19 protein-coding genes are annotated in these 21,800 nt (G+C 58.0%); 1 reads left to right on the plus strand and 18 read right to left on the minus strand.

Annotated elements, in window-relative coordinates:
• Positions 1-242: 242 nt before the first annotated feature.
• The 14 genes from IMQ56_RS16610 to IMQ56_RS16675 form a co-directional block, all read right to left on the minus strand.
• Complete coding sequence (locus IMQ56_RS16610; protein ID WP_015570272.1) at positions 243-635, minus strand: flagellar protein FlhE; 393 nt, start codon at positions 633-635, stop codon at positions 243-245.
• Positions 635-2,713 (minus strand): flagellar biosynthesis protein FlhA, encoded by a 2,079-nt coding sequence (flhA, locus tag IMQ56_RS16615; protein WP_003859723.1) that lies wholly within the window; start codon positions 2,711-2,713, stop codon positions 635-637. The genes IMQ56_RS16610 and flhA overlap by 1 nt, the downstream gene beginning before the upstream one ends.
• Entirely contained in the window at positions 2,706-3,854 is a 1,149-nt protein-coding gene (gene flhB / locus IMQ56_RS16620) for a flagellar biosynthesis protein FlhB (protein ID WP_047747098.1), read from the minus strand. The genes flhA and flhB overlap by 8 nt, the downstream gene beginning before the upstream one ends.
• Before the next feature lie 150 nt (positions 3,855-4,004).
• Positions 4,005-4,649, minus strand: coding sequence for a protein phosphatase CheZ (gene cheZ, locus IMQ56_RS16625; protein ID WP_003859718.1), 645 nt, complete (start codon positions 4,647-4,649; stop codon positions 4,005-4,007).
• Positions 4,650-4,659: 10 nt separating this feature from the next.
• Positions 4,660-5,049, minus strand: a complete 390-nt coding sequence (gene cheY / locus IMQ56_RS16630; RefSeq protein WP_000763862.1) for a chemotaxis response regulator CheY — start codon at positions 5,047-5,049, stop codon at positions 4,660-4,662.
• Positions 5,050-5,066: 17 nt separating this feature from the next.
• On the minus strand, positions 5,067-6,116 hold the full coding sequence (locus tag IMQ56_RS16635; RefSeq protein WP_014884341.1) for a chemotaxis response regulator protein-glutamate methylesterase: 1,050 nt from the start codon (positions 6,114-6,116) through the stop codon (positions 5,067-5,069).
• The gene (cheR, locus tag IMQ56_RS16640) at positions 6,113-6,979 is read right to left on the minus strand and encodes a protein-glutamate O-methyltransferase CheR (RefSeq protein WP_017384409.1); all 867 of its coding nucleotides are present in this window, start codon (positions 6,977-6,979) and stop codon (positions 6,113-6,115) included. The genes IMQ56_RS16635 and cheR overlap by 4 nt, the downstream gene beginning before the upstream one ends.
• 19 nt (positions 6,980-6,998) lie before the next feature.
• Positions 6,999-8,600 carry a methyl-accepting chemotaxis protein IV gene (tap, locus tag IMQ56_RS16645; RefSeq protein ID WP_047063155.1) on the minus strand — a complete coding sequence of 534 codons (1,602 nt, stop codon included), beginning with the start codon at positions 8,598-8,600 and terminating at the stop codon, positions 6,999-7,001.
• Between the two features lie 44 nt (positions 8,601-8,644).
• Positions 8,645-10,312 carry a methyl-accepting chemotaxis protein II gene (gene tar, locus IMQ56_RS16650; RefSeq protein ID WP_017384411.1) on the minus strand — a complete coding sequence of 556 codons (1,668 nt, stop codon included), beginning with the start codon at positions 10,310-10,312 and terminating at the stop codon, positions 8,645-8,647.
• 85 nt (positions 10,313-10,397) lie between these two features.
• Entirely contained in the window at positions 10,398-11,360 is a 963-nt protein-coding gene (locus IMQ56_RS16655; RefSeq protein WP_045339095.1) for a spore coat U domain-containing protein, read from the minus strand.
• The gene (locus tag IMQ56_RS16660; protein ID WP_196064092.1) at positions 11,357-13,741 is read right to left on the minus strand and encodes a fimbria/pilus outer membrane usher protein; all 2,385 of its coding nucleotides are present in this window, start codon (positions 13,739-13,741) and stop codon (positions 11,357-11,359) included. Before IMQ56_RS16660 ends, IMQ56_RS16655 begins: the two co-directional genes overlap by 4 nt.
• Positions 13,717-14,478, minus strand: a complete 762-nt coding sequence (locus IMQ56_RS16665; RefSeq protein WP_032654003.1) for a molecular chaperone — start codon at positions 14,476-14,478, stop codon at positions 13,717-13,719. Before IMQ56_RS16665 ends, IMQ56_RS16660 begins: the two co-directional genes overlap by 25 nt.
• A gap of 16 nt (positions 14,479-14,494) precedes the next feature.
• Positions 14,495-15,043, minus strand: a complete 549-nt coding sequence (locus IMQ56_RS16670) for a spore coat U domain-containing protein (RefSeq protein WP_015570265.1) — start codon at positions 15,041-15,043, stop codon at positions 14,495-14,497.
• A gap of 7 nt (positions 15,044-15,050) precedes the next feature.
• Positions 15,051-15,623 (minus strand): spore coat protein U domain-containing protein, encoded by a 573-nt coding sequence (locus IMQ56_RS16675; protein WP_196064093.1) that lies wholly within the window; start codon positions 15,621-15,623, stop codon positions 15,051-15,053.
• 427 nt (positions 15,624-16,050) lie between these two features.
• Here IMQ56_RS16675 and IMQ56_RS16680 point away from each other — a divergent pair, with 427 nt between their 5' ends.
• A complete protein-coding gene (locus IMQ56_RS16680) occupies positions 16,051-17,310 on the plus strand; it encodes a dicarboxylate/amino acid:cation symporter (protein WP_196064094.1) in 1,260 nt (419 codons plus the stop codon).
• A gap of 97 nt (positions 17,311-17,407) precedes the next feature.
• On the opposite strand, the gene cheW is transcribed toward IMQ56_RS16680, so the two are convergent.
• Genes cheW through motA form a run of 4 tightly spaced genes read right to left on the minus strand, consistent with a single transcriptional unit; the run spans position 17,408 to position 21,758 of the window.
• A complete protein-coding gene (gene cheW / locus IMQ56_RS16685; protein WP_039270525.1) occupies positions 17,408-17,911 on the minus strand; it encodes a chemotaxis protein CheW in 504 nt (167 codons plus the stop codon).
• Positions 17,912-17,930: 19 nt separating this feature from the next.
• The gene (cheA, locus tag IMQ56_RS16690; protein WP_017384416.1) at positions 17,931-19,940 is read right to left on the minus strand and encodes a chemotaxis protein CheA; all 2,010 of its coding nucleotides are present in this window, start codon (positions 19,938-19,940) and stop codon (positions 17,931-17,933) included.
• A 4-nt stretch (positions 19,941-19,944) separates the two neighbouring features.
• Positions 19,945-20,874 (minus strand): flagellar motor protein MotB, encoded by a 930-nt coding sequence (gene motB / locus IMQ56_RS16695; RefSeq protein WP_196064095.1) that lies wholly within the window; start codon positions 20,872-20,874, stop codon positions 19,945-19,947.
• The gene (gene motA / locus IMQ56_RS16700; RefSeq protein ID WP_003859696.1) at positions 20,871-21,758 is read right to left on the minus strand and encodes a flagellar motor stator protein MotA; all 888 of its coding nucleotides are present in this window, start codon (positions 21,756-21,758) and stop codon (positions 20,871-20,873) included. Before motA ends, motB begins: the two co-directional genes overlap by 4 nt.
• Positions 21,759-21,800 lie beyond the last annotated feature (42 nt).

A 21,800-nucleotide genomic window follows, 5' to 3' on the forward strand; every position in this document is an offset into this window, starting at 1 on the left:
GTTTTGGGAGACTCCCTGTAAGCAACCTCGTCCGGGAGTTTTTACACGGCTACAGTAAAAGTATCGACCTGTTGATACCTTTCTGTTTCTGCCATCACAAAGTGGTGAATGGCAAAAACGCAAAGAGTGTCAATACGCGTGTCACTGATTTATAAAACAGCGTTTCTTTTGTATCAAAAGGGAAGGTCATTTTTGCGAGCCAGCCTTCAGAAATGCCTGGAGACTGGCGAAAAGGCGGGCAGTTAGCGGTAGTTGACGAGCACCTCGTTGCGCTGAACCTTCAGCGCCGGGATGAGACGTCCACCGCCTGGCACTTCCCAGATAAAGCGTAAAGGCTCCTGAGCAGACACCCCGTTGAAGGCCTGGGTAGTGCCACGTTGACCCTCGATTTCCGCGCAGCGGGTCAGCGAGCACAGCCGCACCTGCAACCCGGCCGGTGTGGGTCCCGTCAGGGTGTAATTCCAGGCCACCAGCGTCATCTGCCCGGACACGGGCTCAGAGGCGGACAGCGGACGGGAGGAGATCGACTCACCCCGATGGTTGAGCGTCAAGCCGATACTGCTGGCCTGCCATGCCCCCTCGCCTGCGGCCTGCGCCGCCAGCGGGAAAAGTAAGATCCACAGCCACTTACGCATTATTTCCCTCCTATGGTCGCCGTCATGCGAATATTGCGGTTATCGGACAGCTCCATATTCGACAGCACTACCAGCTGGTTCAGGCTCCGGCGCAGGAAGCGCGACAGCAGCGGGCGCAGCGCGTGATTCACAAGCAGCACCGGCGGCGCGCCCAGCATCTCCTGACGCGCCAGCGCCTCCTGGGTTTGCGCCAGTAATCTGTCCGCCAGACCCGGCTCCAGCCCGCCACCGCCCTGCAACGCCTGAAGCAGCAGACGTTCCAGCGGCGTATCCAGGCCAATAACCTGCACTTCGCCGGTTCCCGGGAACCATTGCTGGGTAATGGCGCGTCCGAGCGCCACGCGTACCACCGCCGTCAATTCGTGCGGATCGCTTTGCAGCGGCGCATGTTCGGCCAGCGTTTCAAGGATGGTACGCATATCGCGAATGGGCACCTTCTCGTCGAGCAGATTTTGCAGCACTTTGTGCAACGTGGTTAAGGTCAGCACGCCCGGCACCAAATCTTCGGTCAGCTTCGGCATCTCCTGCGTTACGCGGTCGAGCAGCTGCTGCGCCTCCTGACGACCAAACAGTTCCGCGGAGAACTGGCCAATCAGATGGTTGAGGTGCGTCGCCACCACGGTACTGGCCTCAACGACCGTGTAACCCTGGATCTGCGCCTGCTCTTTCAGGGCGCTCTCAATCCAGATTGCCGCCAGACCAAAGGCCGGGTCGGTCGTCTGCTCACCCGGCAACGTGCCTGCGGCGGTGCCCGGGTTAATCGCCAGCCAGCGGCCGGGGTACGCATCACCGCTGCCAATTTCCACCCCTTTCATCAGGATGCGGTAGCGCGCGGGCGGGAGATCCATATTGTCCCGGATGTGGACCACCGGCGGCAGGAAGCCCATATCCTGGGCGAATTTTTTACGAATGCTGCGGATACGGCCAAGCAGCTCACCATCCTGCTGGAAATCCACCATCGGGATCAGGCGGTACCCCACTTCCATCCCCAGCGAATCTTCGAGCTGTACGTCGTTCCAGGTGGCTTCCACCGCCTGGGTGTTCTCAGGCATTTTGACCGGCGCTGGTTCTGCTTTAGGCTGCGTTTCACGGCCACGCATCCACCAGGCAAGCCCCAGCAGCGCGGCGGTGAACAGCAGGAATACCAGGTTTGGCATGCCAGGCACCATACCGAGCAGGCCCAGTACTGCCGCGGAGAGCAGCATAACGCGCGGGTTGCTGAAGAGCTGCCCCACCATCTGCTCGCCCACGTCCTGATCGGTACTGACGCGAGTCACAATCACGCCCGCTGCGGTGGAGATCACCAGCGCCGGGATCTGCGCCACCAGACCGTCACCAATGGTCAGCAGCGTATAGCTTTCCGCTGCGTGGCCCATGTCCATGCCGTGTTGCAGCACGCCGACAAGCAGGCCGCCGACGACGTTAATCACCATGATCAGAATGCCCGCGATGGCGTCACCGCGCACAAACTTACTCGCACCGTCCATGGAGCCGTAGAAATCTGCCTCCTGGGTTACTTCAGCACGGCGTTTTTTCGCTTCATCTTCCGCGATCAGCCCGGCATTCAGGTCCGCGTCGATGGCCATCTGCTTGCCCGGCATCCCGTCGAGCACGAAGCGCGCGCCCACTTCAGCGATACGCCCCGCCCCTTTAGTGATAACCATGAAGTTGATAATCACCAGAATGACGAACACCACGATACCGATGGCGAAGTTGCCGCCCACCAGGAAGTGACCGAAGGCTTCGACCACCTTGCCCGCCGCCGCCGCGCCGGTGTGCCCTTCCATCAGGATGATACGCGTGGAGGCAACGTTCAGCGCCAGGCGCAGCAGCGTGGTGAACAGCAGGATCGTTGGAAACGCGGCGAACTCCAGCGTGCGCTGGGTGAACATTGCCACCAGCAACACCATGATGGACAACGCAATGTTGAAGGTGAAAAGCAGGTCGAGGATAAATGCCGGTAACGGCAGCACCATCATCGACAGAATTAGCAGGATCAGAATCGGTCCGGCAAGGATCTGCCATTGCGTCGATTTCAGGTTGCCGGGCAGGCGCAACATTGCCACCAGATTAGCCATCAGTGTCCTTCTCGTTCAAAAAATCCAGTGCTTCAGGCACCGGAAGGTTCTCAGGTTTTACAGGTTGTTGACCGCCCGCTAAACGCCAGCGTTTCAGTTGCCACACCCAGGCCAGCACCTCTGCGACAGCGGCGTAGAGCTGGCCCGGGATCTGTTGTCCAATTTCCGCGTGGCGATACAGCGCACGGGCCAGCGGCGGTGCTTCGAGGATCGGTACGCGGTTTTCCGTCGCGATTTCACGAATGCGCAGCGCAATCAGCCCCGCCCCTTTCGCCACCACTTTCGGCGCGCTCATTTTGTTTTCGTCGTACTGAAGCGCCACGGAATAATGGGTCGGGTTGGTGACGATGACGTCGGCTTTCGGCACATCTTCCATCATGCGCCGACGCGCGGCGGCGCGCTGCATCTGGCGGATACGGCCCTTAACGTGCGGGTCGCCTTCCATCTGTTTATATTCATCGCGGATGTCCTGACGCGACATTCGCAGCTTTTTGATATGGGAATAGATCTGGAAGATAACGTCGAACGCCACCATCGGAATAATGCTGAGTACCACCAGCAGCGAGCATAACCCGACCAGGTTCAGGGCATTTTTCATCGCCGTCATCGGGGACTCGCTGATGAGGCGCATCATCTCCGGCCAGTGGTGCCACAGAAAAAACCCGGCGGTACTGCCCATAAGAAGCGATTTCAGGATCGCTTTAAGAAGCTCAGCCCCGGTTTGCGCGGAAAACATTTTCGCAATGCCGGGGAACGGATTGAGCTTAGAAAATTTCGGTTGCAGCGATTTTCCGCTGAACACCAGGCCACCGAGCATGACCGGCGAAACCAGGGCCACGATGACCACCCCCGCGATCAGCGGCAGCAAGGCGATCATCGCGCTTTTCACAAGGTTGATGATCTGAATGAGGATCAGATTGGGGTCATTGACCATGCTGTGATCAAAACGTAAGCCAGCCGAGAGCATTCCCGCCAGTCTGCGGGCGAGCATCTCCCCGCCCCACCAGATTATGCAGACGCCCACCACCAGGATCAGCAGGGATGTCAGCTCTCGGGATCGGGGGATCTGCCCATCCTCACGGGCTTTTTCAAGTCGGTGGGGTGTGGGGGCTTCTGTTTTGTCGTCGTTCTCTTCTGCCACTGTGCCTGCTCGCAGCCCATTAATTCACGGGTATCATGCCAGCGCAGAGAAAATCCAATGGCGGGAAAAGCCCGTTTATTCGGGCTCTTTTCGCTGTTTTTATTCTGAGCTGCCTCAGGCCGCGTTAACGACCTGAGGCAGAACGCGCAATCAGAAACCAAGACTGTCCAGCAGATCGTCCACCTGATCCTGGCTTGCCACCACGCCCGCTTTGCTGGTGTCAAGCTGTGGACCATTGAGCAGGCTTTCGTTCTCGCGTTTCGGACGGGCAGCCGGTTCCGGTATGTTCTCCAGCAGTACCATCAGCAGCTGACGTTCAATCTCCTGAATCACATCCATCATGCGCTTGATCACCTGGCCGGTGAGGTCCTGGAAATCCTGCGCCATCATGATGTCCAGCAGCTGGGCATTGGTGAAGCTGGTGTGCCCCGGCACGTCACCCAGGTACTGACGGGTATCCGTTACCAGTTCGCGGGCATCCGCCAGCTCAATAGGGTTCTCAAACCATTCATCCCAGCGTTTGCTCAGCGCTTTCGCCCCCTTCTCCATCGCATCCTGGTGCGGCTGCGAGGCTTCAACGCTGTTCAGCGCACGCTCGGCCGCCTGCGCGGTCATCTGTACGACGTAGTCCAGACGGTCGCGCGCGTCAGGGATGGCTTCCGCCGCTTCGGCGATAGCCTGGTCCAGCCCCAGCTCACGCAGGCTGTCACGCAGCATGCGGGTCAGGCTACCAATGCGGGCAATAATGTCGCTCGGCGAATGTTCTTCAACGGGTTTCATAGCAGGTTGCAACATATCCATCACCTCACATGCCGAGTTTCTCGAAGATCTTCCCGAGCTTCTCTTCCAGAGTCGCCGCGGTGAATGGCTTCACCACGTAGCCGCTTGCGCCCGCCTGTGCAGCGGCAATAATGTTCTCTTTCTTCGCTTCTGCGGTCACCATCAGCACCGGCAGAGAGGCCATGCCTGCATCCGCGCGGATGGTTTTCAGCAGTTCGAGACCGTCCATGTTCGGCATGTTCCAGTCGGAAATCACAAAACCAAACCCGCCAGCCTGGAGTTTGTTCAGCGCATCCACCCCGTCTTCTGCTTCTTCAACATTGTTGAAGCCCAGCTCTTTCAGCAGGTTGCGCACAATGCGACGCATGGTGGAAAAGTCATCCACAACCAAAAACTTAAGCTCTTTATCCGCCATAAAATAATACTCCTGAGTCAAATACGTATTGCCTGTCCGGCACTGATTTTCGCCAGCATCTGCTGGCTTACCTGGCTAAGATCGACCACTTCGCTTACGCCACCCATATTGATGGCCTCGCGCGGCATGCCGAACACCACACAACTTGCTTCATTCTGCGCAATCGTCCAGGCGCCAGCCTGGTGCATCGCAAGCATTCCGGCGGCGCCGTCGTTGCCCATTCCCGTCAGGATCACCCCAACGGCGTTGCGCCCCGCATGTTTCGCCACCGAATGAAACAGCACATCCACCGACGGACGGTGCCGGTTAACCGGCGGCCCGTCATGAATTTTGATTTGATAGTTCGCCCCGCTGCGCGCCAGCTCCATGTGCTTGTCACCCGGGGCGATATAGGCGTGACCCGGCAGCACGCGCTCGCCGTCTTCCGCCTCTTTCACGCTGATCTGACACAGCTTATTCAGGCGCTCCGCGAACGAACGGGTAAACCCTGGCGGCATATGTTGCGTAATCAGAATACCCGGGCTTGAGAGCGGCAATGGCTGGAGTACATGGCGAATTGCCTCTGTTCCTCCGGTTGACGCCCCAATGACCAGCAACTTTTCCGAGCTGAGTAACGGCCCTGCCTTCAGGGTTGCCGGAGCTGCCATCGGCTTGTGGGCCGCGAGTTTTGCGCGCGACGCGGTACGGATTTTCTCGGCGATCATCTCGCTGTACGCCAGCATCCCCTCGCGAATGCCGAGCTGCGGCTTGGTGACAAAATCCACCGCCCCCAGCTCCAGCGCGCGCAGGGTGATTTCTGAACCTTTACCGGTCAGAGATGACACCATCACCACCGGCATCGGGCGCAGGCGCATTAATTTTTCCAGGAAATCGATGCCATCCATGCGCGGCATTTCAACATCCAGCGTCAGCACGTCGGGGTTATATTTTTTGATTAAATCCCGCGCGACCAGCGGATCGGGCGCTGTCGCCACCATCTCCATATCGCTGTGGCTATTGATGATTTCGGTCATGATCTGACGCATCAGCGCCGAATCATCGACAGACAATACCCTGATTTTACTCATGCTTTTTCCTTACTCAGCGCATATACCGTTTGCCCACGCAGGCTAAACTCACGCACGAGGTTGCTGAAGTTTTCCGAGTGCCCGGCAAACAGTAAACCGTCAGGCTTGAGCAACGGAACAAAGCGACGCAGGATGTCCTGTTGCGTCGTTTTATCAAAATAGATCATCACGTTACGGCAAAAAATGGCGTCGAATGGCCCCGGCACGTTGTACTGCTTATCCAGTAAATTAACGGGAGCAAATTCCACGCAGTTCGCCAGCTCCTGGCGTACGCGCACCAGTCCTTCATGCGGGCCGGTACCGCGCATGAAGTAACGCTGTAGCTGCTGAGGAGACAGCGTTTTAAGCTCATCCTGGCGATAAACGCCGTTACGGGCTTTTTCCAGCACTTCGGTATCGATGTCGCTGGCGTACACTTTCCAGCGGCCCGGCGCCATGCCCAGGGTGTCCGCCAAGGTGATGGCCAGCGAGTACGGCTCTTCCCCGGTAGAGGCCGCCGCGCTCCAGACGCGATACTCTCCGCTACGGCGACGGGCGTGTTCCGCCAGCACCGGGAAGTGATGCGCCTCGCGGAAAAACGCGGTCAGGTTGGTGGTTAATGAGTTGATAAATGCCTGCCATTCGGCGCTGTTCTGGTTCGCTTCGAGCATGCTCAGATAGCGGCCAAAATCATCCAGCCCCAGCGTACGCAAGCGCCGCACCAGCCGGTTGTAGACCATGTCTCGCTTATGGTCCGCAAGCACGATCCCCGCACGCTGGTAGATTAACTGACATATCCGACGAAAATGCGCGTCGGACAGCGCGAGGCGCTGTGTCATCTGCAACAATAATGACGTTTGCCCTGAGGGCATGGGTGATGTCATAGCGCCTTCTTAATCACATTCAGGATACAACGGGCACGGCCTGTGACCGTCCGACTTCTGTTACTGCTTCAACGTGCTCTTTCACATTAAATACGGCGACCAACCCGGTAAGGTGATCCGCCTGGTTTGCCAGCTGATCGGTAGCCGCCGCCGCCTCTTCCACCAGTGAGGCGTTCTGCTGCGTAACCTGATCCATCTGTGTAACGGCCTGCGCCACCTGCTCAATACCACGGCGTTGTTCATCAGACGCCGAGGCAATCTCGCCCATAATGTCGTTAACCCGCGTCACGGAGGTGACAATCTCGTGCATGGTCTGCGCGGCGGTATCCACCAGCGCGGAGCCCTGCTGAACGCGGGAGACCGACTCTTCTATCAGCCCTTTGATCTCTTTCGCCGCATTGGCGCTGCGGCTGGCAAGGTTTCGGACTTCACCGGCAACCACCGCGAACCCGCGCCCCTGCTCCCCGGCACGCGCCGCTTCAACGGCCGCGTTCAGCGCCAGAATATTGGTCTGGAACGCGATACCGTCGATGACGCTGATAATGTCGCCAATTTTCTGCGAGCTGGCGGCAATCTCCTGCATCGTGCTGGCGACGTGAGAGGCCTGATCGCCCCCACGTTTCGCCGTCATCGCCGCCTGTTTTGACAAGTCGGACGCCTGACGCGCGTTATCGGCGTTCTGGCTTACCGTCGCGGTCAGCTGCTCCATGCTGGCCGCCGTCTGCGCCAGCGATGCCGCCTGCTGTTCGGTGCGGGATGAGAGATCGTTATTGCCTGCCGCAATCTCGGAGATCCCGGTATGCATGGCGTAACTGCCCTGGCGAACGTTGCTTACCGTTTCCCGCAGCGACCCCTGCATCGCCTTCAGGCTGGCGAAAATCGCTGATATTTCATTCCTGCCATACACGGCCACCGGACGCGCCAGATCGCCCTTCGCCATACTGTCGAAGTGGCTGCTGACGATGGCCAGCGGCTGGACGATCATTTTGCGCGACCACCACAGCGAGCCGCCGGTCAGCAGGGCGGCCAGGATCACCATGGTCAGGAAAATCGCCCCTGACATGCGGTAGCTGGTACGGCTGTCCGCACCGGCACGCGCCACAAACTGGTTAATATCCTGCTGCCAGGCGTTAAAGCTACCGTCGAACGCCGCCTGAGACGCCTGCACCGGCGCGGTCAGGAAGTCAGAAAGCTGGTTGTTCTCCAGCCACGTCGCCTGATGGTCGAGATCGCCGTACCACACATCAAAGGTCTTTTTCATGGCGACTTTCAGCGCTTTCTCTTTCTCACTGACCGCCTCCTGCGCCGTAAAGGCCTTAAACTGCGCGTCGGCCTGCTTCAGGCTGCTGCGGGCCACGACCATCAGCGTCTTAATATCCTCCGGCGGATAGCTCAGCGCGGTTAACGTCCCTGCTTTGTTCAGCGCAGTGCTTGCCTGCAACAGCACGGCACGCGTTTGTGCCAGTGCGGAGCGCTGCTGATTACTCGTCTCAACTTCCTGCAAATTCTGATAACCATCGCGAAACGCCCAGAAAGACAACCCGTTACTGCCAACCTGCAAAACCCCACACAGGATCAGAATCAAAAACAGTGTGGTCGAGATACGAATACGATTTAACATCCACGCTCCCATCAAGCGGCAAGCAGCCGCGGTTTAATTGTCAGTCAAAATGTTTCCCAGTTTTCATCTTGTCCGGTCACCGCTGCGCGCGTACGTGTTGTCACGGGCGCCGGGGTTGCTTCGCTGTACGCCGACCGCGAGCTGACCGTATTTGTCGTTTTTGAAGTAAGACGGAACGCCGAGACGGCCATTTTCAGGCGGCTCGCCTGGTCCTCCAGCGCAGCGGCCGCGGCAGCGGACTCCTGCACCAGGGCGGCGTTTTGCTGTGTCACACGATCCATTTCCGATACCGCCAGGGCGACCTGGTCAATACCACGACTCTGCTCATCCGATGCAGAGGCGATTTCACCCATGATGTCCGTCACGCGCGTCACGGCATTCACGATGTCATTCATGGTTTCACCCGCACTTTCCACCAACACCGAGCCGGTATCCACGCGTGAAACAGAGTCTTCAATCAGGGCTTTGATCTCCTTCGCCGCATTGGCGCTGCGGCTGGCGAGGTTACGCACTTCGCCGGCGACCACGGCAAACCCGCGCCCCTGCTCGCCCGCACGCGCCGCTTCAACGGCCGCGTTGAGCGCCAGGATGTTGGTCTGGAAGGCGATACCGTCGATTACGCTGATGATGTCGGCGATTTTCTTCGAGCTGTCGGCAATGTCATGCATGGTTTTCACCACGCCGTCGACCACCCGACCGCCGCGCTGGGCGGTGTCGGACGCGCTTTCTGCAAGCTGCGACGCCTGGCGGGCATTGTCGGCATTCTGCTTCACGGTCGCGGTGAGCTGCTCCATGCTGGCCGCCGTCTCTTCCAGTGCGGATGCCTGCTGTTCGGTACGGGACGAGAGATCGTTGTTGCCCATCGCGATTTCACTCGTGCCGGTATAGATGGCATCCGCCCCCTCGCGCACGTTGGCGACGGTATCAATCAGCGAACGCTGCATATGGTCGACGCTGGTTGCCAGCTCGGTGATCTCATTGCGGCCAGAAACGGTCAGCGTTTTCGTGAGATCGCCCCGGCCAATATCACGGATATGGGCAATGACGCGGCCAAGCGGGTTAAGCAGGATATGACGAATGCCGTACCACACGGCCACCAGCACGATGACCAGCGCGAGGGCGAGAACCGCCATCTGCCATTTCGCGAAACGGTAGTCGTTCTGGCTTTGCGTGAACGCGGAGTGATAAAGCTCGCCGCTGGCTTTAGCGTACTCACCGAGCGCCGCGCCGAGGGCGTTCTGCATTCCCTGGGTCGGCTGCGCGAAATAGGCGTCCATATTGCCCTTCTCCAGGAACTGCACCAGCTCCGTGAGGCCGGCGAAGTAGGCCTGATATTTTTCATCTATGTTCGCGCTCGCCTGCGCCATTGCCGGCTGAGGGGCGATTTTTTTGAAGGCGTCGTAATGTTTCGCCGCGTCTGCCAGCGTGGCGCGCGCATTCTTCAGCAGTTCCGTTTTTGCGCTGCTCTGCTGGTTATTTGGGTCCATCATCATGCGGGCAGACGAGCGGCTCAGGTTGATACGCGTCTGCAACATCAGATCCCAGGTCGTGGTCAGTTCGCTTTGCTGCATTCGCAAATCGTTCGAGGCCGCGAAGCTGTCCTGGTTCTGTTTTAACGACGAGAAAAAGAGGCCGCCAGAAGTAAGCTGAAGAAGTGCGAAAATGACCAGCACCATCATAAGCATTGTGACAACGCGGATACGGTTCAACATACAACACCTTCTCATAGATTTATTAACGGTGTTATCGGCACAGGCCACAGGAACTTTACATTTGCGAAAGGGAAAAGCGCGGGAGTCAGAATGCGACGTCGACAATCAGCGTGTCGGTATAGGTTCCGGCAGGCGGCGTGGCCTGGCTGGTCAGAACTTTGGCGGTGTAGTTGTAGGTACGTAAAAGCCCGTCCGTACTGACCTGCGATGAGCTGGCGCTGGCCCAGCGCTCGCTGCCGCTGCTACCCCAGCGGTTGCTGGTCGCCTCTTTGTAGATGTCGTAACTCATGAAGTTGCTGCCGCTGACCATACGACGCACGTTGTTCAGGGCATTTGCCCCATTATTAATGCCTATGGTGTAGGTGCTGCCTTTGGTGCAGGTGACGGCAACCGACTGTGAAACGGTGGGAAAATTTTGCACCAGCGGCGCGCTGTTAAAATTCACGTCCGGCGTGGTCATGGTGCTGCAATCGTTGGTGACGGTCATGTTGAGGAGGATCGAGGTGGTTGCCGTGCCGGTTTGCGGGGTCAGGCACGCTCCGACCGCGCCAACGGCGCACACGTTGTAGTTAATGCTGAACGTTAACAACACCTGATACGGCCCGGCGGTGACGTTCTGCCCCATTACGGTCCGGAAATAGAGGGGAATGTTGTAGCGCCTTGAACCCAGCAGCCCGAGCAGCGTGTTTCCGCTCCAGGTATAGGCTTTGCTGATTTGTACTTCACTGTTTCCGCCGCAGCCGGACGCCCCGCACAGGCGCACAGGGATGACATCGGTAATAGCCGCGTTGTCCGTACGCTTCATGGTCGCCCGGCTATTCGCGAAGACGGATGCCGAGGTGTAATTCAGCGTCACCGAGTCGTTAGTTAACAGGTTGAGAACGGTATCGCAGGTCACCACCAGCGTGCCCGTCGTTTCCACTTCCCCGGTACCGCTGAGTGCGAACGAGGTGACGCTGCCAAACGAGGCATTCACCGTACTGACGGTACAGGCCGCCCAGCTGCCGCCGGAGCACAGCAGCAGGAGCGCGATTAACAGGCGTCTCACGGCGCCTCCCGACAGGTCAGCGGACCGTAGGTTTGCAGCTTATGTTCAGGGTTTGCGCCAACGGTCAGCGTTGCCGTACAGCGTTTACCCTCCGGGGTGATGACCTCGAGCGGATTCACGTCGTTGAGGTTTTCCAGCCAGGCGAGGCCGTCGTAGCCGACAACCGCGCTGCTGCGGGACGCGCGTCTGACCTGGCTTCCTACCGGGATCGCATTGCCCTGCGCATCGTGCAGGATCACGCTGGCAACCCGCTCCTGCTCCATCGGGAAATCCACCAGATAACCGTTATGCCGACGAATCGCCACCCGACGCTCGGTCTCTTTCAGCCGGGTATCCGCAGGTAAGTTCAGGGTATCAATGCGGTTACTTGCCGGGTAATAGGCGGAAACGCCGCTCACCAGCAGATAGCCTTTGTTATTGGTTTTTCCGACCGGCTGGTTTTCGTAGCTGACGGGAACATCCGGATGACCGTCGGTGCTGATCACCACAAACGCATCGTTGATTTTGTTCGCCGCAAACAGCTCACCGTCCATCAGCACGACAGAGCCCATCGCCTCGCCCCACCAGGTCATCATGCCCTTCTCACCGTAGCCGCCGCCCTGTAGCTCCACGTTGTTATTCCGCCAGCCGAGCGTGGCCTGCTGATAGTTACTCGACCGCGACTGGTTGGCCCAGGCCATGTTCCAGCTAAAGCCGCCGTCTGAAGGCATCGAGTGGTTGTAGTTAATGCGTTGAGTGCTGCCTGCGTCAGGGGTGTTTTCAAAGGTGACGGCGGCGCTGTCACGTTCGCCGAGGGGAACCTGCAACGACAGCGCAACCGTCCAGTCGCCTCGCTGCTGGTCACGGCTGGCAGCCAGATAAATACTGCTTGAGCCCCACAGATTACGGCTCCAGGAGAGGTTGAGCAGTTCAGTTTTCTGGCTGTCAAAACTCTCAACGCCGATCCACGCCGCGCCGATATTGCCGTATCCGCCGAGGTTAAAGGTTAAGGAATACTGGTCGGTATTGCGGCTCAGGCTGGCAACGGGGTTATCATTTTCATCATAAACGGTGGGCTGATCGTACAGGGCGAGATTGCCGAAGCCACGGTCGCGTCGGGTATGCTGGGTCGCTACGCTAAACTCGCTGGTGTTGTACTGATAGCCCCAGTTTATCTGGCCGCCGCTATCGCCGCGCATGCGGCTTTGGGTCCACGAGGTATTGACCACGCCAAAACGCCCGAGCTTCAGCACCGTGCCCGCACCGCCGAGCGCCAGCGACTCCGCCCCTTCCGCATGCCCCTCCAGCGTCAGCCAGTCGGTCACCCCGTAGCGGTACGATCCGCTGCCCGCCGCCGGGCCATAGTCAAAATTCTCAATACCGTAGTTACGCCGCAGGCTGCCCAGCGTCACGGCGCCGTCGCTTAACCCCTGCTTAAGCAGATCGCTGCTGACATAAAACGGCAGCGTGGTACTCACCTGACGTCCCAGCGCATCCGTGGTAACCAGTACCGCATCCCCGGCACCGTTGATATACGGCAGATTGGTGAGGGTAAACGGCCCCGGCTGAAGGCGGGTGGAGCCGGAACGGTAGCCATTAATAAAGAGATCGACCGAGGTCGGGACGGCCGCCTCGCCGGAAAACGCGGGCAGTGGCCAGGTCACCAGATCCGGACGCAGGGAGAAGTCGCGCCCGTAGCTGATCCCGCCCATGCGCACGCTGGTGCTCCAGCTCAGCGCATCGCTGATGACGTCCCCGGCGGACCAGGTGGTGGCATCCTCTTCGTTGGTGATCAGTAACGTAGAGTCATAACGCACATACCCTTCCTGCTGTCCGCTGTTACCGGTGAAATTCTGCCGGGCGTAGCCCGTCGATGAAAATGAATAATCCTCATTGAAATAACGGAACTCGTGCCAGACCGACGCCTGGCCGCCCGTGTGTTCGGAATGATTGGTATAAACGTCGTAATTGAGCAGCGCGCCGCGGCCATAGTGCGGTTTGCTTTGCGTGCTCTGCTCACTGAAAGGCGTGATCCGCGCGGCAACCCAGTCCCGGGGGACCGTCAGCAACAGGCGCTGGGCCGTGCTGTCGTACTCTGCGCGTACCGACGTAAGCGTCGAGAGATTCACCTCTCCGGCTGGCACATGCGCGGGCGGCAGCCCGGCGCGGAGCAAATCCGCGCCCGAAATAAACCAGGCGCCCTCACGCTGCGTCACCGGCACCACCAGACCCGTGTCATAGTGGTTCAGCACCAGGGCGAGCTGGAATACTGCTTCGCCGTTCATCGTCCGTGCATCCGGCGGCGGCGGTAAACTGTCGTCGCCGGTTTCGGCAAAGGCGCTGGTACTGACGCAAAGCAGGATCATCATCGCCGGTTTCAGTTGACGGGCGTCGATTGCCATTGCGTATCCCTGGCATTAATTTGCGCGCTCATCCGGTTCGGCTGATAAATCCCTGCCGGAAGCGGCCAGCTTCGGGTGCTGCCTGGCAGCACATAACCCAGCAGCCCCTCGGCAACCGTGCGTTTTTGCCCGCCCTGCTCAACCGCAACCTGGCTGAGCCGGACGTGAACATCCCCCTGATTACGGACCTGAAACGCGGGTTTCCCCCCCTCCTGAACGACCCGCCAGCTCAGCTGTTGAGTATTCGCCAGCGCGTGGTGCGCCCCTTCGTTGAGGGTGGGGATCCCCTGCCCATAAACAAATAAGGGAATCGAATAGCGCATTTGCAGTTTGAGACCCATGGACGGTTCCGCTTTGGCATCCGGCTGGGGAATTTCATCCACAATAATGCGGTAGGCCTGCTCAACCCCCGACGGGATCGTCCCCTGCTTGATCAGGCGAATAAGCTGTTTACTGCCTTTGGCGATGGTCACGATCGGCGGGCTGGCAACCACATCCTGCTGGGCGGTGTAACGCTCATATCCGCCCTCCTGCTTCCAGCGCACAATACGCACCTGCATTGTCGTGGCGCTGTTGCCCTGATTCTGGATCCACAATTCAGTTGCTCTGGCCTCTGCCGAAAGCCACGGATCGATGGGCCACAAAAGAATGGTTGCCGCTGCCTGCGCCTGGCCCGCTGCCAGAGCCGTTGCCCCCAACAGACCCACCAGGCCTGATCGCCTGAAAAATGGCTTCATCGATGTTCTCCCTTTCCTACCATGACAAGGTCACGGTGAGTTGATCTGAATATGTTCCCGGCAGGCTAAACCCCGTCAGGAGCGCGACGCCAAAAAGAGGCAGCGCGATGTTATTGCTGTTGGTATAGGTAATTGGTATGGCCTGGTTAACCCCAATTTCACTGTTCGCCGCCAGAGAGCTGCTGCTGTAAAGCCGGTACCCGACAACTTCGGTCCCGCCTGAACGCGTCATCCGTCGCACCGAGCTGTAATTCTGGCCGCCGTCAATGCTCATGCTCAGCGCCACGCCCGGCGTGCAGGCGATGGACAACGCGCCGTCGGCGACAAAGCTGGTGCTGACCGGCGTGTTGTCCACGCCATTGCGGGTTCCAAAATCCAGCGTCCCAAAGCGCCCGCCCGTGCCGGTACTCACTGAGCACCCTGGTACTACCGTCGCGCTCACCCTGAAGGACTGGGAGGTCACCGCCCCGGCGTCGCAGATCATCATCAGCGCGACGATCAGAGCCAAAAAAGGGTGCACGACGCCCTCTGCGCTTTCGCGCAGACATAAACACAATGCCTTCATGGCTGAATCAGTAGGTGACGCTGACGTTAATCGTGTCGGTATAGGTTCCCGGTACAACCGTTACGCTATTGCCGCCGCCCGTTATGCGCCCGTAGAGGGTATAGCTGTTCACCCCGCCCGCTGTGGAAGCTACGGGCAACGCGGCGTTGTTAGCGATCACGTTGTTGTACCCGCTGTCGCTATAGAGGCTGTATGCCACGCCCTGTGCCGCATTGGCGGTGTTCACCAGATAGCGGGCGGGTGTGCCGGGGGTGCCGACAACGGTTCCGGGTGCGGTCGCGTTGGTGTTGCCGGTGATCGCCACCGTGTAACTGGCAGTGGTACATTGAATGGTAAAGGTGTTTCCGCCGCTGGCCCCGGTTAACTGGGTTGTCAGGGTGGAGAATGTCGCAGGATGGGTCCCGAAATCGAGTGTCCCGAAGTTAATGCCGTTTTGCGTTGGCGAGCCGTTGATCAAACAACCGTTCGTCAGCGTCAGCGTCGCCCCGATAGTACCGCTACTGGTGACTGCCAGCGCCTGACCGACAGTCGCCGCCGTCAGCAGTGTACCCGAGCAGATAAAAAGAAGTGTTCTTTTCATTTACCACCCTCCAGAAGAAATAATGGTCCGCTTACCCTATTTTATTCATACTGTTCAGTATGTTAGCCCCGCTTAAACATTCCCCGGCGCGGTTACTGAGAATTTAGTTTATGGTTCACGCTTCAACCACTTTCAACGAAGGTGAGACACCCGCCCTCCAATTAACAGACTATTAACAAACATTACAAAGAGTTAGCAAAATAAAACGGGCATTATTCTTGCTTAGGCTGAAGATATATCGCCTGTACTGTGATCTGAATCACAATATATCGTCATGATAAAAACAACGAATTTCATAAAAATTAAAAACAAGTTGTAACTCACGCAGCTTTACTTCAATTTATGCCTCGAATATTTTCCTGCGCTTAAATAAAAATTTTGTATGCATCGACGCAGGAAACTCTTTTAGCGCATAGAGGATCTTTTTGTGGCAAGTGCAAACAAACTCACGCTCTTCATCGTGATTTTCATGCTGGCGGGTATTCTTTCAGGTGCGGCAATCCATGAGTATGCTTCGTCCGACGCGATACAGGCCTGGTCGGAGAACATCACCCTGCTGACCGATATTTTCCTGCGGCTGATTAAGATGGTGATTGCCCCGCTGGTATTCAGCACCCTGACGGTGGGCATTATGAAGCTGGGTGAAACGTCGACGATTGGGCGCGTCGGGGGTAAAGCGATGGTGTGGTTTATCAGCTCATCCGTGCTTTCCATTCTGGTGGGGCTGTTTATTGTTACCCTTGAACAACCCGGCAGCGGTCTGAACCTGAGCATTCCGACAGAGACGGTTGATACCGGCCTGGCCGTTAGCGGGATGTCGCTGAAAGCCTTCCTGTCACACACTATTCCAACCAGCATTGCCGGCGCGATGGCGAACAATGAGATCCTGCAAATTGTGGTCTTCTCGATGTTCTTCGGCATTGGCGGCGCATCATTAGGTCAAAAATTCAACGCCCCGCTGGTGGCGGCGCTGGATGTGGTCTCCCACATTATGCTGAAAGTGACGGGCTACGTGATGTACGTTGCGCCGCTGGCCATTTTTGCCGCGATTTCGTCCGTGATTGCCACTCAGGGTCTGGGCATTTTGCTGAACTATGCCTCGTTCATTGGCGGTTACTATGTGGCGATCCTTCTGACCTGTCTGGTATTGCTGGCGGTAGGTTACATGGTGCTGAAAAAAGAGATTTTCCGTCTGGTGGCGATGCTGAAAGATCCGGTGCTGGTCGCCTTTACCACCAGCAGCTCAGAAGCGGCATACCCGAAAACGCTGGAGCAGTTAGCGCGCTTCGGCTGTTCACGTAATATCGCCTCTTTCGTCCTGCCGATCGGCTACTCGTTTAACCTGGTCGGCTCTATGGTGTACTGCTCATTCGCCTCGATGTTTATTGCTCAGGCGTACAACATTCACCTGAGTTTCACCGAGGTGACGGTGCTGATGTTAACGCTGATGCTGGCCTCGAAGGGCATTGCGGGCGTACCGCGCTCGTCGCTGGTGGTGCTGGCGGCAACCATTCCGAGCTTTAACATTCCGGTGGCCGGGATCCTGCTGCTGATGGGGATTGACCATTTCCTGGATATGGGACGATCGGCCATTAACGTGCTGGGGAACGGGATTGCGACGGCGATGCTGTCGCAGAATGAAGGGGCGCGGGAAGCGGAATCAGCGCTGGTGGAGCAGGAGGCGTAAGGTTACAAAAGAGCCGGGTGGCGGCTTCGCCTTACCCGGCCTACGTGTTCGAGCCATTTGTAGGCCGGGTAAGGCGAAGCCGCCACCCGGCTTTGTTTTATGCTACATGATTCGCCGCAATATCCAGCAGCGCCATCTCTTCGCTGTTCAGCAGCTTCTCAATATTCACCAGAATCAGCATACGCTCGCCGAGCGCACCCAGCCCCGTCAGGTATTCCGTCGACAGCGTGACCGCAAACTCCGGCGCAGGACGGATTTGATCGGCGGTCAGCGACAGCACATCAGACACGCCATCCACCACGATCCCCACCACGCGCTGCCCCAGATTCAGGACGATCACCACCGTGTTTTCGTTGTACTCCACATCGCCCTGGCTAAACTTCACGCGCAGGTCCACGATAGGCACAATCACACCGCGCAGGTTGGTCACACCCTTGATAAACGCTGGCGTGTTCGCAATGCGCGTTACCTGGTCGTAACCGCGAATTTCCTGCACTTTCAGGATGTCGATACCGTACTCTTCATCCCCTAAAGTGAAAACCAGGAATTCCTGTCCAGATGGCTCGCCCGCCAGTTTCGTTACGTTACTCATACCGGTCATGTTATTACCTTTTACTTAATCAGGCGGCTGTGTTCGCCACACGTTGTTCACGATTTAATCCCTGAAGTGCCGATACATCGACGATCAGCGCGACGCTACCATCACCCAGGATGGTGGCAGCAGAGATCCCCGGCACTTTGCGGTAGTTACTTTCCAGGTTCTTAACCACCACCTGATGCTGACCAATCAGCTGATCGACCAGCAGCGCGTAGCGGCGTCCGGCGCTTTGCAGGATCACAACGATACCCTGCGTGGCCTCGGTTTTTGCCCCGTCCACTTCAAACACTTTCCACAGTTCCACCAGCGGCAGGTACTCGCCGCGCACTTCGAGCACGCGCTCGCCGCCCGCCAGCGGATGCAGATCTTCTTCACGCGGCTGGAGGGACTCCATCACCGCGTTCAGCGGCAGAATAAAGACTTCGTCCGCCACTTTAACGGACATGCCGTCAAGAATGGCCAGCGTCAGCGGCAGCAGGATACGAATCGTGGTGCCCGCGCCCTGCTTAGACTGGATCTCAACGTGACCGCCCATCTCCTGAATGTTACGTTTCACCACGTCCATGCCCACGCCGCGGCCGGAAACGTCGGTGACCTGCTCTGCGGTTGAGAAGCCCGGGGCAAAAATCAACATGCCCACTTCTTCGTCGGTCATATTTTCGTTGACTGCCATTCCCTGCGAAATCGCCTTCGCCAGAATGCGCTCGCGGTTCAGGCCCGCGCCGTCATCGGTCACTTCGATGCAGATGTTGCCGCCCTGATGTTCCGCTGACAGGATCAGGTTGCCCACGGGCGATTTTCCGGCTGCTACGCGGTTTTCCGGCAGCTCGATGCCGTGGTCGAGGCTGTTACGCACCAGGTGCGTTAACGGATCGATAATGCGTTCAATCAGGCTCTTGTCCAGCTCGGTGGAGCTGCCCATCAGCGTGAGTTCGATCTGTTTGTTGAGCTTGCCGGCCAGGTCGCGCACCAGGCGCGGGAAGCGGCTGAAGACATATTCCATCGGCATCATGCGGATGGACATCACCGATTCCTGTAAATCGCGGGCGTTACGTTGTAACTGGCCCATGCTGGTGATGAGATCGCCATGGGTCACCGGGTCCAGCTCGTTGGAGCGCTGGGCCAGCATCGACTGGGTGATGACCAGTTCACCCACCAGGTTGATCAGCTGATCCACTTTCTCCACCGCCACGCGAATGCTCGTGGACTCGCTGGAACGCGCCGCTGGTTTTTCACCGCGGGCCGGAGCGGCCGTCTCTTTTGGCACGGCTTTCAGGGCCGGGGCAGCGGCAACTACCGCAGGGGTATTCTCTGCCGGAGCAGGCGCTTCAACGGCCGCCGCCTCGGTTTCAAACGCAATCTGATCCGCTTCAATCACGAAGCAGAGCACCGCCACGATGTCATCCTGGCCAATCCCGCCGTCGAGCGTCGCGGCCAGGCTGTCTTTGCCCTTCACCACGTTGCTGAGCGTCGCCAGGTTCCCCAGCTCCTCTTCCAGCAGGTTGACCTCGTTCTCCTTCAGACGTGACAGCACCACGCGCAGTTTTCCTGCGGGCGCGTCAGGCGCCGTATCGGGTTCGGCCACGGCGTCAACAACGCTCAGTTTTGCCGCAGGGACAGCGGGCGCAGACGCCTCACCTTTGGCTTCCAGCGCTAACTGACGCAGCGCGTTGCAGATGTATTCAAAGCTGGCGGCATCAGGCTCTGCCGAACTTTTATAGGCGTCGAGCTGTTCCTGCATAATATCTTTCGTTTCCAAAAACAGGTTGATAATGTCGGTATTGAGCTGCATCTCACCGCGTCGTGCTTCATCCAGCAGGTTTTCCATTAAATGGGTGGTTTCCTGCAAAATGGTAAATCCAAACGTTCCGGCACCGCCTTTAATGGAATGCGCCGCACGGAAGATGGCATTGAGCTGTTCTGAGTCCGGTGCCTCGGGCACCAGATCCAGCAAATGTTGCTCCATATCGGCCAACAATTCGTCGGCTTCATCAAAAAATGTCTGGTAAAAATCGGTAATATCCATGCTCACGCTATCACCTCGGATTGGCTGGTGGCGATGTTGGAACGGCAGCCGAAGGGATGGCCCCAGGCTGTTTTAAATCGTCCAGTGACTCATTCTGACTTTCGGCGTTTTCATGCAGGATGGCCTGCTCCGCCTGCTGGTTCAGCACTAAAAGACTGATACGACGGTTGATGGCGTCATCCGGTCCGCGGTCGGTAAGGCGCATGGTTGCAGCCATGCCGACCACGCGCAGGACCTTGCCATCATCAAGCCCACCCGCCACCAGCTCGCGACGCGAGGCGTTGGCGCGATCGGCAGAAAGCTCCCAGTTGCTGTATCCTTTCTCTCCCGTGGCGTACGGGAAATCATCCGTGTGTCCGGACAGGCTAATGCGGTTTGGAATACCGTTCAGCACCGGTGCAATCGCACGCAGAATATCGCGCATGTAGGGCTCCACGTCGGCGCTGCCGGTTTTAAACATCGGCCGGTTCTGGCTGTCGATGATCTGAATACGCAGCCCTTCCTGTACCAGGTCAATTTTCAGGTGCGGACGCAGCGCGCGCAGCTTAGGGTCCGCTTCAATCAGCTGATCCAGGTCACCGCGCAGTTTTTTCAGGCGCGCCTGCTCCATCCTTTTTTTCAGCTCGTCGATGTTAGGCTGTTTTTTCACTTCGCCCTGCTGCTGGGTGTAATCGTCACCGCCGCCGGGGATCGGGCTGTCGCTGTTAGAAATGCGCGGCCCGCCGGTAACCGCCGTCGCCAGCGGCGTTCTGAAATATTCCGCAATCTGAATAAGCTCTTTCGGGCTGGAGATGGAGATTAGCCACATCACCAGAAAGAAGGCCATCATGGCGGTCATAAAGTCGGCGTACGCGATCTTCCAGGAGCCGTGAGAACCGTGCCCGTGCCCCTTATGCTTGCGCTTTTTTACGATGACGATCGGATGGGACTGGTTTTTCATGCGTCCTCAGTTGTCGTCTGTTGGTTAGGATTTTTCACCGCGCGCACGTGCTCTTCCAGTTCGATAAACGACGGACGTTCGCTGGAGTAAAGCGTCTTACGACCAAATTCGACGGCAATCGGTGGCGCATAGCCGTTGAGGTTTGAGAGCAGCGTAATTTTCACGCACTGCATCATTTTGGTGGTTTCGGCGCTCTTCTGGCGCAGCACGCTCGCCAGCGGGGAGATAAAGCCGTAGGCCAGTAAAATACCGAGGAACGTCCCCACCATCGCGTGGGCAATCAGCGCCCCCAGTTCAGCCGCCGGGCGATCCGCCGAGGCCAGGGCATGAACGACGCCCATGACCGCCGCCACGATGCCGAACGCCGGAAGCGAGTCGCCCACCAGCGCCAGGCTGTTGGCCGGTACTTCGGACTCGCTCTCGTGGGTTTCGATCTCTTCGTCCATCAGGGCTTCAATTTCGAAGGTGTTCATGTTGCCGCTGATGATCAGTCGCAGGTAATCGACGATAAAATCGAGCATCATCGCGTCGGCCAGAATACGCGGGTAGCTGGCGAAAATTTCGCTCTCTTTCGGGTTTTCGATGTCCCGCTCCAGCGAGAACATCCCCTGCTGACGTGACTTCGCCATCAGGCGATAGAGCAGCGCCAGCAGATCCATATACATGCTTTTGGTGTATTTCGAGCGACGAAACAGCAGCGGAATCGCCTTCAGCGTGCCCTTGATCGATTTGCCGTTGTTACCAACGATAAAAGCCCCTACCCCTGCACCGCCGATGATGACAAGTTCAGCCGGTTGATAGAGTGCTCCAAGGTGCCCGCCGGTCATCATGTAACCGCCGAAAACTGTACCGAGAACTACCAGGTAACCTAATAAGATAAGCACGACATCATCCTTCCGCTAGTGACTATGGCAGGACGTTCATTT

It is taken from the genome of Enterobacter sp. Res13-Sevr-PEC09-46, assembly GCF_015672585.1.
GTDB classification, from domain to species: Bacteria; Pseudomonadota; Gammaproteobacteria; order Enterobacterales; family Enterobacteriaceae; genus Enterobacter; species Enterobacter hormaechei_C.